The organism is Streptomyces sp. NPDC050619 (assembly GCF_040654815.1).
GTDB lineage: Bacteria > Actinomycetota > Actinomycetes > Streptomycetales > Streptomycetaceae > Streptomyces.
Map to the genome: position 1 here is coordinate 1 of NZ_JBFAIR010000063.1, position 15065 is coordinate 15065.

Annotated in this window: 13 protein-coding genes; 5 read left to right on the forward strand and 8 right to left on the reverse strand. The window is 67.5% G+C overall.

From position 1 onward, the window contains the following. The 3 genes from AB0I77_RS50365 to AB0I77_RS50375 form a co-directional block, all read right to left on the reverse strand. Window positions 1–738, reverse strand: a 738-nt coding sequence (locus AB0I77_RS50365) for an acyltransferase family protein (protein WP_363289738.1), incomplete at its 3' end; no start/stop codon positions are given. A gap of 71 nt (window positions 739–809) precedes the next feature. Next, complete coding sequence (locus AB0I77_RS50370) at window positions 810–1091, reverse strand: hypothetical protein (RefSeq protein WP_363289739.1); 282 nt, start codon at window positions 1089–1091, stop codon at window positions 810–812. Continuing rightward, complete coding sequence (locus AB0I77_RS50375) at window positions 1081–1524, reverse strand: hypothetical protein (protein ID WP_363289740.1); 444 nt, start codon at window positions 1522–1524, stop codon at window positions 1081–1083. The genes AB0I77_RS50370 and AB0I77_RS50375 overlap by 11 nt, the downstream gene beginning before the upstream one ends. 456 nt (window positions 1525–1980) lie before the next feature. Here AB0I77_RS50375 and AB0I77_RS50380 point away from each other — a divergent pair, with 456 nt between their 5' ends. Further along, window positions 1981–2394 (forward strand): hypothetical protein, encoded by a 414-nt coding sequence (locus tag AB0I77_RS50380; protein WP_363289741.1) that lies wholly within the window; start codon window positions 1981–1983, stop codon window positions 2392–2394. Here the strand turns inward: AB0I77_RS50380 and AB0I77_RS50385 are convergent. Beyond that, window positions 2355–2855: a hypothetical protein gene (locus tag AB0I77_RS50385; RefSeq protein ID WP_363289742.1), complete on the reverse strand. Its 501-nt coding sequence runs from the start codon at window positions 2853–2855 to the stop codon at window positions 2355–2357. The genes AB0I77_RS50380 and AB0I77_RS50385 overlap by 40 nt on opposite strands. Between AB0I77_RS50385 and AB0I77_RS50390 the strand changes: the two genes are divergently transcribed. Together AB0I77_RS50390 and AB0I77_RS50395 are read left to right on the forward strand one after the other, a co-directional pair. After that, the gene (locus AB0I77_RS50390; protein ID WP_363289743.1) at window positions 2847–3128 is read left to right on the forward strand and encodes a hypothetical protein; all 282 of its coding nucleotides are present in this window, start codon (window positions 2847–2849) and stop codon (window positions 3126–3128) included. The genes AB0I77_RS50385 and AB0I77_RS50390 overlap by 9 nt on opposite strands. Window positions 3129–3683: 555 nt before the next feature. Next, entirely contained in the window at window positions 3684–5198 is a 1515-nt protein-coding gene (locus AB0I77_RS50395; RefSeq protein ID WP_363289744.1) for a S53 family peptidase, read from the forward strand. A gap of 357 nt (window positions 5199–5555) precedes the next feature. Here the strand turns inward: AB0I77_RS50395 and AB0I77_RS50400 are convergent, their stop codons facing one another. After that, window positions 5556–6200: a response regulator transcription factor gene (locus tag AB0I77_RS50400; protein ID WP_363289745.1), complete on the reverse strand. Its 645-nt coding sequence runs from the start codon at window positions 6198–6200 to the stop codon at window positions 5556–5558. A gap of 88 nt (window positions 6201–6288) precedes the next feature. Next, window positions 6289–6915 (reverse strand): TetR/AcrR family transcriptional regulator, encoded by a 627-nt coding sequence (locus tag AB0I77_RS50405; RefSeq protein ID WP_363289746.1) that lies wholly within the window; start codon window positions 6913–6915, stop codon window positions 6289–6291. Window positions 6916–7213: 298 nt separating this feature from the next. On the opposite strand from AB0I77_RS50405, the gene AB0I77_RS50410 reads away from it, so the two are divergent. Beyond that, window positions 7214–8131, forward strand: a complete 918-nt coding sequence (locus tag AB0I77_RS50410; RefSeq protein WP_363289747.1) for an ABC transporter permease — start codon at window positions 7214–7216, stop codon at window positions 8129–8131. Next, window positions 8124–8993, forward strand: a complete 870-nt coding sequence (locus AB0I77_RS50415) for an ABC transporter ATP-binding protein (protein WP_363289748.1) — start codon at window positions 8124–8126, stop codon at window positions 8991–8993. The genes AB0I77_RS50410 and AB0I77_RS50415 overlap by 8 nt, the downstream gene beginning before the upstream one ends. Before the next feature lie 43 nt (window positions 8994–9036). Here AB0I77_RS50415 and AB0I77_RS50420 read toward each other — a convergent pair whose 3' ends face one another. Both AB0I77_RS50420 and AB0I77_RS50425 read right to left on the reverse strand, forming a co-directional pair. Further along, the gene (locus tag AB0I77_RS50420) at window positions 9037–9495 is read right to left on the reverse strand and encodes a GtrA family protein (protein ID WP_363289749.1); all 459 of its coding nucleotides are present in this window, start codon (window positions 9493–9495) and stop codon (window positions 9037–9039) included. 119 nt (window positions 9496–9614) lie between these two features. After that, on the reverse strand, window positions 9615–14561 hold the full coding sequence (locus AB0I77_RS50425) for an NAD-glutamate dehydrogenase (protein ID WP_363289750.1): 4947 nt from the start codon (window positions 14559–14561) through the stop codon (window positions 9615–9617). Between the last annotated feature and the right edge of the window lie 504 nt (window positions 14562–15065).

The window sequence follows — 15065 nt, forward strand, 5'->3', positions numbered from 1 at the left end:
GGGCAAGGGCGAGACCCCCGCCCCGCCCCCCCCCCCCCCCCCGAACACCCGCAGCGCGGCCGACCCGGTGCTCGCGCAGCAGACGGCTACCACCATCACGACCGAGGCGAGCGCGATCAGCGGGCCGGTGCCCAGCGCGTCGGAGAGGGCGGAGACCGGCAGCACGAACCCCGCCGCCACGCTCAGGGCGGCGAGCGCCGCCAGGGTGACGGCGACCGCGGCGGACCGCCGGTGCAGGCGGACCGTGAAGAGGGCGACGACCAGCAGGTAGAAGGCCATCTCGTACGAGAGTGTCCACAGGACGAGCAGGAGATTGGGTGTTCCCAACAGCTCCTGGAGCAGGGTGAGATGGGCCGCGGCCACCGAGGCGACGCTCTGTCCGCCGAAGTCCCGGATCTCTGCCACGCCCAGCGCCCCGGCCGCCAGTAAGCCGGTGACGACGGCCGCCCACAGTGGGTAGATGCGGAACACGCGGCCGATCCAGAAGGTCCTCACGCAGCCCCGGCGTTCCAGCGATGCGGGGATGATGTAACCGCTGACCAGGAAGAACACCAGGATGCCGTAGCGGCTGGTGTTGAACTCCGGCATCAGCTCCCGTCGGAACTCCGCCATGAAGGAGTACGACGAGTGGTCGAACACCACGACGAGCGCCGCGATGCCGCGCAACGCGTCCAGCCATCCGAGCCGCGACGGACCAGGCGCGGCTGATCGGGGCGACCCGGAGAGTGAGGACTTCATACCCGTTCTCACGTGCCGCCGTTCTCCGGTGTTCAGCTCAACTCTGACGAGTGCTCTTGCAGTTGTCGAGGTCAGCCCCAGGCGGCAGAGGGTCGCCGGAGCGAGAGCCCCAGCGCGCCGTAGTGCTCGGCGCCGTTGATCGTGTTCGGGACGTGGCTGACCGGGACGAAGTCCAGTTCGCGCACCCGGCCTCCGGGGAGAACCTGCGGGCGATGGTGCGCGGGCTGCTCAGCGAGGTTACGGCAGCTGTAGGTAGCCCTGCCTGCGCTCGTTACGGCGAGGAGCATCCCCAGCGTCTCGTGATCGCTGGAGGACCGTCGGCTCAGTAGCCGGGTGGCTGCGTCAACCGTCACTGCAACCATCGCGATCCCCCTCCTCCGCAGCCCGGATAGGGGCGCCCTCGTGATACATCGGCTTCCCTCTCCGCCTGCGCCCGCCGAAACCGGGCGAACCCGCGGAGCTGAGACACCGCATCCGGGACGGCGAGGGCGCCGGGACGTCCATCGGGACGCACCAGTACGAGCGCACGCGCTCCGGCATGGTGGCGTCGGTCCGCGGCACACCGAGGAAGCAGCCACGGCCGAGGAACTCCGCCTCCGGGTCACGGCGTGAGGTCCACTCGCGGCGCTGCCCGGTGCTCGCCGGTACGAGGACGTAGTACCGCCCGGTGTACCGGTCCATGAAAACGGGGCCGCCCTGAGACACCTCCGTGAGGAAGGCGTCAATCTTCTCGCTGTTGTCCGTGCCGGCCGCCACGCGCACCAAGCCGGCCGAGATCCGGGGCACGCCGAAGGCGCCGCGATTTCACGGACCTGCCGGGAGTGCACGATCACACCCGCACCGGTTCTCCAGGGGGCGCGCTTGCCGGGGAGACACGATTTCCGAGAAGGGGAACCGGGTGCTGCCGCTCTCGACTCCACCCCGCATCTGCACATCACGCATCGATTGGCCGCACTCTCCGCACCGACACACACGCTCAGTACCGAAACACGCACTTATTTGACACATCCTTTATTGAAACTCCGTCAAAAGCAGGGAGTGACATCCCCCTTCGAGCACCCCCTAGCCAATCCACGCTCTTTCAAGTGGGCCCACAACAGGGGTACTTGACGTTTCAAGAAGTAATGCGTCATCATTTCGTCATGATGGGCCACTCAAGCCCGAGAAAGCGCCACAGGCCGCCCATTTCACGCCGCCACCCCCCAAGAAAACCTGGATCATCCAGCAGAGAGGCATGCGTAAATGACCAAGATTTTGCACAAGGCAATGACAGTCGCTCTCGCTTCCGCCAGCATCACCGGCCTGGCCATGTCCGGTACGGCACAGGCCGCGACTTACCCCGCCGTCCAGATGATGATCTGCAATGATGCGCGCTCGGATATGCAGTACAGCATCGATGGGCTGAACCAGAATGGCGTTGCGACAAAATACGATGAGGGTGACATAATCTCGAGCGGAGACTGCCACAACAGCGGCTGGTGGTGGAAGACTGATCAAACAGAATCAGAATTTAAGATCAGCTTCTCCGTTTCCCCGTACACGGCATGGCACTCCGTTACGAAGCGGCCTGACGGTAAGACGCGGCTGATGAACGGCGATTTGGGGAATGGCAATATTTACCAAAAGTATCTGAACGAGAACTCAGGGGATCGCTGAGTCAGGTGATCTGATCGCGTTGTGAACCATGCCAGGCCGGTGGCTGGAGTCGGCGACGGCGAAGTCGGCCAGGTGCCGCTTGCAGGAGCGACCAGATCCCCTCGGCCGGGTTCAACACCGGTGCACTTGAAGAAGAACCGGGAGCGGTGTCCGGCGTGGTAGCAAGCCACGCCGGCGAAGTTGACCCGTCCCCGGTTACGGCCGCGCACCCGCACCACCGGACGGGCTCCACGCGGTGCCCAGGTGCGTCCCTTCGGCGGCCTCAGCCCCTGGCCTGCCTCGTCCTCGAAGCAGATGCGGGCGCCCAGGTGGACCACGGTCCTTTCACCCGCGGCCACACCTCGGCCTTGCACACCTCGATCGCCTCGTCGTCGCGTTCGATCGCCCGCCGCAGGGGCACCTGGGCCGTGCCGCCGTAGCAGCTTCCACACGCCCGGGATGGTGTACCCGACGTGGAACATCCGCCCGATCAGCAGCTTGACCCGCTTCAGCGTCCAATCCTGGAACTCGTCGTCCCCGCCGTGCGCGAGGGGCCGCGCTTCAACTCCCGCTCCAGCCGCTCCCACTGCCCGGGGCTCAGCCGCTCCACCGAGGCGGGCCTCTTCGAGCGCAGAGTGTCCGCACCGCCCTCCTCCCACACCCGCCGCCGGCGCCGCACCGACCGGGACGTCACCCGAAGCCCCCTCGCGACGGCCTCGGTCTTCTCGCCACGAGCGAACCCCTCGGCCGCCTGAAGACACACCCGCTCCCGCTTCTCCTGCTCATCGGACGTGAGCCCGCCACCATGGGCGTATCGCATGACGACGTCGTACCGCAGCCATCAAGAAGCGTCACGGGCTTACGGAACATCTCGGAGGTGTGCGCGGTGTCGCCCGACCGCGCGTACGTCAGCAGCTCGCGGAACTTCGGGCGCTGGAGCGGGTGGAGGCGGCTGGTGGTACCCGGGTCCTCCGCAAAGACGACCGGGTCCTGGATCCTGGCCTCGTTCAGGACGAAGTTCTGCCTGCGGTCGACTGCTGATCGGTCGGTGGACACCCGCTTGTAGACCAGGTTTGCCACTGAGAACCCTTCTGCTCTCCGAGGCCGCACTCGAACGGCACCGCATCACTGTCGAGTTCGGGGCTTCCAGAGGAACCAAGACCCTGAACCGTCCGTATATCTATGTAGATCCACAACTTCGCATGTGCATAGACAGAGGAACTGGAATGAATGGGTCACAGAAGGTCTTGTTGCCCGGGAGCGCTGACAGGGTGCACGCAGGCGCAGAAACCGTGGACGCCCTACCGGACATGTCAGAAATAGTAGATTTGGTGTTGTTGGTTCGCCGACGCCGCGGAATTCCGGCCAGCCTCGTGAGGGGCCTGGAAAGCATCACACGCGACGAGTTGGCTGATGGATACGGTCCGGACCCGGCTGATATCACCCTGACGGGAAAAGTCATGGAGCGGCTGGGGCTGCGGGTTGCCAGCGCCGACGCCGCCTCACGCCGCGTGGTGGTGAAGGGACCGCTTGCGACGGTGGCTGAGGTCTTCGACGCAAGGATTACGCACTTCGAGGCCGACGACCCGCTCGGCGGATCGCGAGTTGCATACCGTGGACATGGCGAGTTGCGCCTACCCGTCGAGCTGGACGGTGTGGTGCTCTCCGTCTTCGGCTTGGGTACGACGCCGCGCGCGATTCCCCTGTTTCGTTCGCTCGCCGGCCGACCGCAGATCGTGTACACGCCGCCGGAGCTGGGCAGTCTGTACTCCTTCCCTGGCGACACCGATGGCAGCGGTCAGACGCTGGCGGTCATCTCTGTCACCGGTGGCTGGCGGCAACGGGACATCGACGAATACTTCGCCCAGCTGGGGCTGCAAACACCAGCCATCCGTACTGTTGGAATCGATGGGACAGGCAATGCGCCCGGACCCGCCACCGAAGCCCCGAGTCCAGCCGATATCGAGGCCGTTCTCGATGTACAGGTCGCCGGCTCACTGGCCCCAGGAGCCCAGCTGGTCAACTACTTCGCGCCCAATACGGACTCCGGCATACTCAACGCCTTGCGGACCGCTGTCCACGCCACCCCAGCGCCTACAGCCATCAGCCTCAGCTGGGGCTCGTCCGAGAAGTCCAACTCCGAGCATTTCGTCGCCGCGATGGAAGATCTCTTCATGGAAGCGGCGGCTCTGGGAATCACCGTATGCGCAGCCAGCGGCGACGCAGGCAGCGGAAACGATGAGCACGACGGTGGTTCCCACGTCAACTATCCCGCCTCAAGCCCCCACGTACTGGCGGTCGGTGGCACGACGCTGATCGCCGATCCGAGCACAGACACCATTCACTCCGAGACAGCGTGGAACACCGGTGCCGGCCGGGCGACCGGTGGTGGGGTCAGTAACCTGTTCGACCTGCCGTCCTGGCAGGCACAGGCCGGGGTCCCCAACCGGTTCGGGACGACGAAGAAGGGCCGAGGAGTCCCCGATGTCGCTGCCAACGCAGACGGTATGACGGGTTATCAGATCTTCATGAATGGAAACACCGGCTTCGTCGGTGGAACGAGTCCGGCTACCCCCCTGTGGGCGGCACTGGTGTGCCGCCTGGCCCAGGCTCTGGGACGACCTCTCGGCCTGCTGCAACCGCTCATCTACCAGGACCTGGTGCCCGGCAACGTCACCCCTGGCTTCAGGGACGTGGCTGCTGGAGACAACGGCGCTTACGCCGCAGCCCCGGGATGGGACCCGAACACCGGACTCGGCTCTCCTGACGGAACAGCCCTTCTCCACGCACTGCAAGAACGAACACTCCCCGAACACACGCGTTGAACCGACGCTGATTTCCGTGTCCACTCATCACCATGGGGTCGGCGGCCCAGATGCCCCGGCAACGCGCATGAGGGGCTCCGAACCACCCTGAGGAGAGATATCCGCAGCCCAGGACCAGCCGCACCTTGCGTCGGACCGAACCGCGTGCTCCCCGGGCCGGACCGCGACCGCCGCGAAGCGTCGTGCGGGCGTCCCGGCATCTTGGGGTGCCACGCCCTGAGGTGCCGCCGTACGGGCCGTACCGCGGCAGCGGTCCCTGGCGCTGGTCGACGACTCGGGCGCCGTGCGCGCTCAAGCGTTCCGTCTGCTGGGCCCGCGCCCAGCAGCACCGGCTGACAGCAGCCTCCCTGAACCCACCTACACGTTGTTCACATACGTCAGCACCGCCAGCACCCTGCGGTGCCCGCTGTCACTCACCGGCAGCCCCAGCTTCAGAAAGACGTTGCCGATGTGCTTGTGGACCGCGCGCTCGGTGACGACGAGGGTCTTGGCGATGGTCGCGTTGTCGTGCCCCTCCGCCATCAGCTTCAGCACCTCCCGCTCCCGCGGAGTGAGCGAGTCCAGCGGAGTGTCCCGCCGCCGGGACAGCAACTCGGTCACCACCTCAGGATCGAGAGCGGTCCCCCCACCCGCGACCCGCTCCAGCGCGTCGAGGAACTCATCCACCCGACCCACCCGGTCCTTGAGCAGATAACCGACACCACTGCTCCCACCACCCAGCAACTCAGCGGCGTACGACTCCTCGACATACTGCGAGAGCACCAGCACCGGCAGCCCGGGAATCTCCTTACGCGCCTCCAGCGCCGCACGCAGCCCCTCGTCACGGAACCCCGGCGGCATCCGCACATCCAGCACGGCCACATCCGGCCGGTGCTCCAGCAACGCCGGCACGACCTCGGGACCGGTGCCGACGACGGCCACCACGTCGTGTCCGGCCGAGGTCAGCAGGAGGACGAGTCCTTCGCGCAGCAGGGCGTTGTCCTCGGCGATCACGAGTCTCATGGAACCCATACTCCTACGAGGACGGCGGGATTCCTCTACGCGCCCGCGCAACCCTCACAAGCCACGGCGCCGCCGGCTCACAGCGCCCTCACAGCGCCTTGAGCGCCTCCGCCGTGGCCCGCGCCAGGGCCCCGAGATACCCCTTCGGGAGCTTCGGACTGCGGATCACCACCGAGCGCCAGTACAACGGGCCCGAGATCAGGTCCAGGGCCAGGTCCTCGTCGATGTCCTCGCCGACCTCGCCGCGCAGCGACGCCGCCGTCACGATCTTGAAGGCCACGCCCTCCTGGCCCTCCCGCAGCGTCTTCTGCATGGCCTCGGCGATCTCCGGGTTACGGGCCGCCTCGGCCTGGAGGTCGGGGATGATCTGCGAGGCCACGGGGTGGCGCAGGGCGCGGGAGGTCACCTCGTACAGCAGCCGCAGGTCGCCCTCCAGGGAACCGGTGTCCGGCACCGGCAGGCCCATCACCGCGATCGCCGAGACGACGTCGAGGACGAGGTGCAGCTTGGAGCGCCAGCGGCGGTACACGGCGGTCTTGCCCACGCCCGCGCGGCGCGCGATCCCCTCGATGGACATCCGCGCGTAGCCGACGGCCGCGAGCTCCTCGAAGACGGCCGCCCGGATGGCCTCCGTCACATCTTCCCGGAGCACGGCGGCTCCGGCGGGGGCTCGGCGGCGCGGACGCGTCTGAGGCTCGTCGGCGTTCGTCGTCATGCGGACCAGCATAGGGCGTTACGACGAAACGGTCCCGTCCCGACGGGATCCGTTACGACGCTACCGTTCCGCCCCCACAGATCCCGTCAGGACGCTACCGTTCCGTCCCCACCGAACCCGTCACGACGAAACGGTTGCGTTCCGACGTCCATTCGGCCTACGCTCACGTTGCGACGATACGGTCCCGTCCCGACGTAAGAAAACGTGAAGAGACGTGTAAGGAAACGCCGGGACAACAGACCCGTCGGCCGCACGAGCACCACGCATGACCCCCACCCCCCGAACGAAAGCAGCGGATGTGAGCCAGGTCCTCCACACACCGCCCCCGACGACGGCCCCCGCCGACGACGACCTCGCAGCCCTCGCCGCCCGCAACGGCCTCTCGGTCAGCGGCGCCCGCCCCTCACTGCCCGAGTACGTCCGCGCGCTGTGGGCACGGCGCCACTTCATCGCCGCCTTCTCGACCGCCAAGCTCACCGCCCAGTACAGCCAGGCGAAGCTGGGCCAGATCTGGCAGGTGATGACCCCGCTGCTGAACGCGGCGGTCTACTACTTCATCTTCGGTGTGCTGCTGAACACCAAGAAGGGCGTGCCGGACTACATCCCGTTCCTGGTGACGGGCGTGTTCATCTGGACGTTCACACAGAGCTCGATCATGGCGGGCACCCGGGCGATCTCCGGCAACCTGGGCCTCGTACGGGCCCTGCACTTCCCGCGGGCGGCGCTGCCGATCTCGTTCGCGCTCCAGCAGCTCCAGCAGCTGCTGTTCTCGATGGCCGCCCTGGTCGTGATCCTGCTCTGCTTCGGCGTGCCGGTGGCCGCGTCCTGGGCGCTGGCGATCCCGGCGCTGGTGCTTCAGTTCACCTTCAACGCGGGCATCGCGATGATCATGGCGCGGCTGGGGGCGAAGACGCCGGACATCGCGCAGCTGATGCCGTTCGTCCTGCGCACGTGGATGTACATCTCGGGCGTGATGTGGAGCATCGACCACCTGCTCAGCAAGCACAACGGCCTGCCGTCCTGGGTCGGTCCCACACTCCAGGCCAACCCGCCCGCCGTCTACATCGACCTGATGCGCTACGCGCTGATCGACAGCTTCCACGCCGACAAGCTGCCGCACCACGTGTGGCTGATCGCAGTGGGCTGGGCGGTGCTCGCCGGCGTCGGCGGCTTCATCTACTTCTGGAAGGCTGAGGAGACGTACGGCCGTGGCTGACAACACCGAGAACCTCTACACCGGCGACAAGACCCCCACCGTCATCGCCGACGGCGTCGACATCGTCTACCGGGTCAACGGCACCGGCGCCGGCCGCGGCTCCGCGACCGCCGCCCTCAACCGCATGGTGCGCCGCAAGAAGACCGAGCAGGCGGCGGGCGTGCGCACGGTGCACGCCGTCAAGAACGTGTCGTTCATCGCGTACAAGGGCGAGGCGATCGGCCTGATCGGCACCAACGGCTCGGGCAAGTCGACGCTGCTCAAGGCGGTCGCCGGCCTGCTCCCGGTGGAGAACGGCCGGATCTACACCGAAGGCCAGCCCTCCCTCCTCGGCGTGAACGCGGCCCTGATGAACGACCTGACCGGCGAGCGCAACGTCTACCTCGGCGGCCTGGCCATGGGCATGTCCCGCGAGCAGGTCAGGGAGCGCTACCAGGAGATCGTCGACTTCTCGGGGATCAACGAGAAGGGCGACTTCATCACCCTCCCGATGCGGACGTACTCCTCCGGCATGGCGGCCCGCCTGCGTTTCTCCATCGCCGCCGCCAAGGACCACGACGTCCTGCTGATCGACGAGGCGCTGGCGACGGGCGACCGTTCCTTCCAGAAGCGTTCCGAGGAACGCATCCGCGAACTGCGCAAGACCGCGGGCACGGTGTTCCTGGTCAGCCACAGCAACAAGTCGATCCGCGACACCTGCGACCGGGTGCTGTGGCTGGAGCGCGGCGAACTGCGCATGGACGGGCCGACGGAGGAGGTCCTGGAGGCGTACGAGATGTTCACCGGCGGCCCGGACAAGGCGAAGCCCAAGCCCACCCCGAAGGCCGCGCAACCGAAGCCGAAGATGCCTCTTCCCTCGTGAGGCGCGGCCCGGGCCGCCGGGCGCCCGTAAGGCCGGGGACCGCTCAGCCCTCCGCACGCTGGAAGACCCAGGTGCGGTAGACGAGGAAACGGAAAGCTGAGGCGAGGATGATCGAGCTCGCCTTGACGGCATTCGATTCGATTGCCCCCTGCCATCCGAAGCCGTGATATCCGACGTAGAACAGGCCGCTTTCCATCACCACACCGAGCCCGCTGAAGACGAAGAACAACGCGATCTGGCGTCGGGTGCGTGCCGCCCGGTCGCGGTAGGTGAAATAGCGGAAGCCCAGGTAATTGGTGCCCATGGCGACGACGCTGGCCAGCACCGTCGCGGTCATGGCCCGCCACCCGAGGCTGTGCAGCAGCACGTTGAAGAGCAGGAAATTAACCGCGACGCCGCTTCCGCCGACCATCCCGAAGTTCACCACTTCGAGGACTACTCGCTTCACCGGCGGGACAGGAGCGGCCGCGCGCTCCTCGAAGAGATTCTCGGAGAGATTCACAGTCACCCCATAAGCCTTAGCCGGAAACGGTAAGTCCCCCACTCGATTCCGCCTAAGGCATGCCAAGAAGAGGGCGCCCCGAACCATTACGGTCCGGGGCGCCCCCCATGGCGTATCGCCTACGAATGCGACCGCAACAGCGTCCGCATGGTCCGCATCGCCACGGACAGGTTCGCCAGGTCGAATGTCTCCGAGCTCTGGATCTCGTCCAGGGTGGTGCGCGCCCGGCTCAGGATCGGCGCGTTCTTCTCCTGCCAGGCCTTGAAGCGCTGCTCGGGAGTCGAGGTGCCGTTGCCCACCGCGAGGACGTCCGCCGTCAGCGCCGCGTGGGCCGCGTACAGGTCCTCGCGGATGGAGGCGCGGGCCATGGACTGCCAGCGGTCGGCGCGGGGCAGCTCGACGATGCGCTCCATGAGCTGGGTGATGTGCAGGCGGTCGGCGAGGTCGTAGTAGACCTCGGCGACGTCCAGCGGATCCCGGCCCATCCGGTCGGCCACCGAGACGATGTCGAGCGTCGGGAAGGCGGCGGAGAACCCGGCCACGCGCGTGACCAGCTCGTCCGGGACGCCGGCGCCGGTCAGCTCGTCGTAGATCTTCTGGTACCACTCCAGGTCGGCGCCCCGCAGCAGCTTCGGCAGCTGCGACCACACCTGCTCGACCCGGTCACCGAAGAACTCGACGGTCTCGGCCAGCTGCAACGGCTGCGGCCGGTTGTTGAGCAGCCAGCGCGTGCCGCGCTCGACCAGGCGGCGCGAGTGCAGGCGGATCCGGGTCAGTACGGCGGCCTCGGCCTGGTTGTCGAGACCCTCGACCGCGTCCCACACGACGCCGGAGCGGAAGATGGCGCGGGCCGCGGTCTGCGCCCGCACGATCTCCTCCAGCGAGGCGCCGGTCTCCTCGCGCAGGCGGTGCAGGTACGTCGTACCGCCCGTGTTGACCGTGTCGTTGACCAGGACGGTCGTGGTGATCTCGCGGTGCAGCGGGTGGCCGTCGATGCGCTCGGCGAACCGTTCGCGCAGCGGGGCCGGGAAGTACGTGTGGAGCAGGCCGCGCAGGTAGGGGTCGTCCGGCAGCGAGGTGTGCAGCAGCTCCTCGGCGACCGTGATCTTCGTGTACGCCAGCAGGACGGCCGTTTCCGGACTGGTCAGGCCCTGTGCGGCGCCGAGGCGCTCGCGGATCTGGCGGTCGGTGGGCAGGAACTCCAGTGCCCGGTCGAGGTGGCCCGCGCGGACCAGATGGCGCAGGTAGCGCTGCTGGGCGTGGAGCATGTCCTTGGACTGGGCCAGCGCGTTGGCGATGGCGGTGTTCTGCGCGTAGTTGTTGCGCAGGACCAGGTGGCCGACCTCGTCGGTCATCTCGGCGAGCAGCTTGTTGCGCTGCTTGACGGTCATGTCGCCGTCCGCGACCAGGCCGTTGAGCAGGATCTTGATGTTCACCTCGTGGTCGGAGGTGTCCACGCCCGCGCTGTTGTCGATGGCGTCCGTGTTGATCTTGCCGCCGTGCAGCGCGAACTCGATCCGGCCCAGCTGGGTGAGGCCGAGGTTGCCGCCCTCGCCGACGACCCTGACCCTGAGGTCCTTGCCGTCGACGCGGATGGAGTCGTTGGCCTTGTCGCCGACGTCGCCGTGCGTTTCGGTCGAGGCCTTCACGTACGTACCGATGCCGCCGTTCCACAGCAGGTCCACCGGCGCCTGGAGGATCGCCTTCATCAGGTCGGCCGGGGTCATCTTGGAGACCTTGCCCTCGATGCCGAGGGCCGCGCGGATGTGCGCGTTGACCGGGATCGCCTTGGCGCTGCGCGGGAAGACGCCGCCGCCCGAGGAGATCAGACCGGTGTCGTAGTCGGCCCAGCTGGAGCGCGGGAGCTCGAAGACGCGGCGGCGCTCGGCGTAGGAGGTGGCCGCGTCGGGCTTCGGGTCGATGAAGATGTGCCGGTGGTCGAAGGCGGCGACCAGGCGGATGTGCTCGCTGAGCAGCATGCCGTTGCCGAACACGTCACCGGACATGTCGCCGATGCCGACGACCGTGAAGTCCTCGGCCTGCGTGTTGACGCCCAGCTCCCGGAAGTGCCGCTTGACGGACTCCCAGGCACCGCGGGCGGTGATGCCCATGCCCTTGTGGTCGTAGCCGGCGGAGCCGCCGGAGGCGAAGGCGTCGCCGAGCCAGAAGTTGTAGTTCTCGGCGACCTCGTTGGCGATGTCCGAGAAGGTCGCGGTGCCCTTGTCGGCGGCGACGACGAGGTAGGTGTCGTCCTCGTCGTGCCGGACGACGTCGGCCGGCGGGACGACCTCGCCCGCGACCATGTTGTCGGTGATGTCGAGCAGCGCCGAGATGAAGGTCTTGTAGCTGCGGATGCCCTCCGCCAGCCACGCCTCCCGGTCGACGGCCGGGTCCGGCAGCTGCTTGGCGACGAACCCGCCCTTGGCGCCGACCGGCACGATGACGGTGTTCTTCACCATCTGCGCCTTGACCAGACCGAGGATCTCGGTCCGGAAGTCCTCACGCCGGTCGGACCAGCGCAGCCCGCCGCGCGCGACCTTGCCGAACCTGAGGTGTACACCCTCGACGCGCGGCGAGTAGACCCAGATCTCGAACGCCGGCCGCGGCGCCGGCAGATCGGGGATCATCTGCGGGTCGAACTTCATGGAGACGTAGTCGTGCGACTTGCCGCCCGCCGCCTCCTGGAAGAAGTTCGTGCGCAAGGTCGCCTTGATGACGGTCAGGAAGGACCGCAGGATCCGGTCCTCGTCGAGGCTCGCCACCTGTTCGAGGGCCGCGTCGAGCTCCTCGAGGAGCGCGTCGACGATCTCCAGCCCGGCGCGCTGCCGCTCCGGCGACATCCGCGCCTCGAACAGCGACACGAGCAGCCGGGTGGTGTGGACGTTGTTTCGGAGGGTGTCCTCCATGTAGTCCTGGCTGAACGTCGAGCCCGCCTGGCGCAGATACTTCGCGTACGCCCGCAGCACCATCGCCTGGCGCCAGTCCAGCCCGGTGCTCAACACGAGGGCGTTGAAGCCGTCGTTCTCCGCCTTGCCGGTCCAGGTGGCCGCGAAGGCCTCTTGGAAGCGCTCACGGCCGTCGTCGCCGAGGTGGTCGTCGGCCCCGCTCTTCGGCTGGGGCATGCGCAGGCCGAAGTCGTAGATCCAGGAGACGCTGTGGTCCGAGCAGCGCAGTTCGTACGGCCGCTCGTCCACCACCTCGACACCGAGCCGGTTGAGGACCGGCAGTACGGCGGACAGCGAGATGGACTCGCCCTTGCGGTAGATCTTGAACCGGCGCTCCTCGGGGGTCGCGCCCACGGGCTCGTAGAGGCTGAGCGAGAAGTCGATCTCCTCGCTGAGCTCTTCGAGGTGAGCGAGGTCGGCGACTGCGGAACGCGGGTTGTGGTCGGCCTTGTAACCCTCGGGGATGGCGTTGCCGTAGCGGCGCAGCAGCTCGGCGGCGCGCTCCTCGCCGAACTCGGCGTTCAGCGCCTCCCCGAACCCGTCGGCCCACGACCGCGCGGCCTCCACCAGCCGCGCCTCGATGCGCTCCTTGTCCGCGTCGGACAGCTGCGGAAGTTCGGTGCCCTGCGGGACGCGGACGACGAAGTGCAGCCGGGAGAGGATCGACTCGGTGTTCCAGGCGGTGAAGTCGACGCTGGTGCCGCCGAGTTCCTCCTTCAGGATGTCGATGATCCGCAGTCGTACACCGGTGGTGTACCGGTCCCGGGGCAGGTACACGAGGGCGGAGTAGTAGCGCCCGTACTCGTCCTGACGCAGGTAGAGCCGCAGTCGCCTCCGCTCCTGGAGGTACAGCACGGACGTGACGATGGCCTGGAGCTCGTCGGGCGGGGTCTGGAAGAGCTCGTCGCGCGGATACGTCTCCAGGATCTGGAGGAGATCGCGCCCGTCGTGGCTGTTGGGCGAGAACCCGGCACGCTCCAGCACCTCCTCGACCTTGCGCCGGATGACGGGCACCCGACGCACGGACTCGGTGTAGGCGGCGGAGGAGAAGAGCCCCAGAAACCGCCGCTCGCCGACGACATTGCCATCCGCGTCGAACTTCTTGACACCGACGTAGTCGAGGTACGACGGCCGGTGCACGGTGGACCGGCTGTTGGCCTTGGTCAGCACGAGCAGCTTGTGTTCACGGGCCTTGGCCCGGGCATCGGCCGACAGCCGCTCGAAGGACGGGCTGACGGGGTGGCTGTCGCCCTCGGCGTGATGCGGATCGGACCGCAGAATCCCGAGCCCGGTGCCGGGGACGGCCGTGAGGGAGTCGTCCGCCCTGAGCCGGTACTCCCGATAGCCGAGGAAGGTGAAGTGGTCGTCGGCCAGCCAGCGCAGCAGCTCACGGGCCTCCTCGATCTCCTGCTCGCGCAGGTCGGAGGCGATGGGCTCCTTGGGCAGCTCGTCGGCCATGCGCAGCGCCGCGTCCCGCATCTTCTCCCAGTCCTCGACGGCCTCGCGGGCGTCGGACAGGACGCGCAGCAGATCGGCGGTGATCTGCTTGAGGTCGCCGCGGTCGGTCTCGCGGTCGATCTCGACGTGGATCCAGGACTCGACATGCGTGTCGTGCGGCAGCTCGCCGGGCTCGCCGACGGGAGGCGCGGTGAGCACCTCGATCAGCCGGCCGGTGACATCGCGCCGCACGGCGACCTGCGGATGAATGACGACGTGGATGCCACGCCCCTGCCGCGTCAGCTCATTGGTGACGGAGTCGACAAGAAACGGCATGTCATCGGTGACGACTTCGACGACGGAGTGGCTGCAGGTCCACCCGTTCTCCTCGACGGTGGGCGTGTGCACCCGCACATTGGCCGTGCCCTGTGGGCGGTTCTCGGCCAGTCGGTAGTGCGAGAGCGCTCCGCCGAAGACGTCGACCGGGTCGCGGTCGGAGAGGTCTTCCGGGGCGGTGTGCAGGTAGTAGCGCTGGAGGAACGCGAGCACGGTGTCCTGGTCGGGAGTGCTCTCGCCCGTCTTCCCAGTCGGTAGGTGAAGATGCCCCCCGGCCGGGCTGTTCTCAGCTACCCGGGCGGCCCGTTCGAGCAGCTCGGCTTTGGCTTCGTCCAGCTTGGTCTGCATTGTCCTCTGGCTCCTGTCGCGCGCCGTTGCGTGACGTAGAAGGAAGTTCGGTCTCTTCCCCTCCGACGTAACGCCGCGACGCGGGGTGTCCGGTCTGCTCCGACGCTATGCCGCAGGGTGAGATGAGCGGAGGGATATCGGCCATTCTCGACACGCACACAGGGTGTGACGCTGATCTCTGCGCCACCCGCTTCGAGTGCGTATACGGCGTCCAGGGGGCCCTTGCGCCCCCGTCCCGCCCGCGAAGACCAGCGACCGCCACCCGGTCACGGATGTAGTCCGTGCACCACGGGCGCAGGGCAGGGGCACGAGTACCCCCGCGAACTATCGCGCTGATCACGCCACTAAGGCTATCGCTCCTTGCCGGGGGCCCGTCATGAGCCGTATGTGTACAAAACCGGGGGTGGAAGTTTGACGTTTTGCACAGGAGGACGTTTTGCACAGGGGTGAGGGTCAGGGGTGGGGGTGAGGGGTGGGGTGGGGCGGGGGTGCGGAGAACCCGGG

What these genes read in the sequence shown, in the direction of transcription:
- AB0I77_RS50380 (WP_363289741.1), top strand. Translation starts at nt 1,981, where the DNA reads ATGACCAAGATTTTGCACAAGGCAATGACAGTCGCTCTCGCTTCCGCC.
- AB0I77_RS50385 (WP_363289742.1), bottom strand. Translation starts at nt 2,855, where the DNA reads ATGTTCCACGTCGGGTACACCATCCCGGGCGTGTGGAAGCTGCTACGG.
- AB0I77_RS50395 (WP_363289744.1), top strand. Translation starts at nt 3,684, where the DNA reads ATGTCAGAAATAGTAGATTTGGTGTTGTTGGTTCGCCGACGCCGCGGA.
- AB0I77_RS50400 (WP_363289745.1), bottom strand. Translation starts at nt 6,200, where the DNA reads ATGAGACTCGTGATCGCCGAGGACAACGCCCTGCTGCGCGAAGGACTC.
- AB0I77_RS50405 (WP_363289746.1), bottom strand. Translation starts at nt 6,915, where the DNA reads ATGACGACGAACGCCGACGAGCCTCAGACGCGTCCGCGCCGCCGAGCC.
- AB0I77_RS50425 (WP_363289750.1), bottom strand. Translation starts at nt 14,561, where the DNA reads ATGCAGACCAAGCTGGACGAAGCCAAAGCCGAGCTGCTCGAACGGGCC.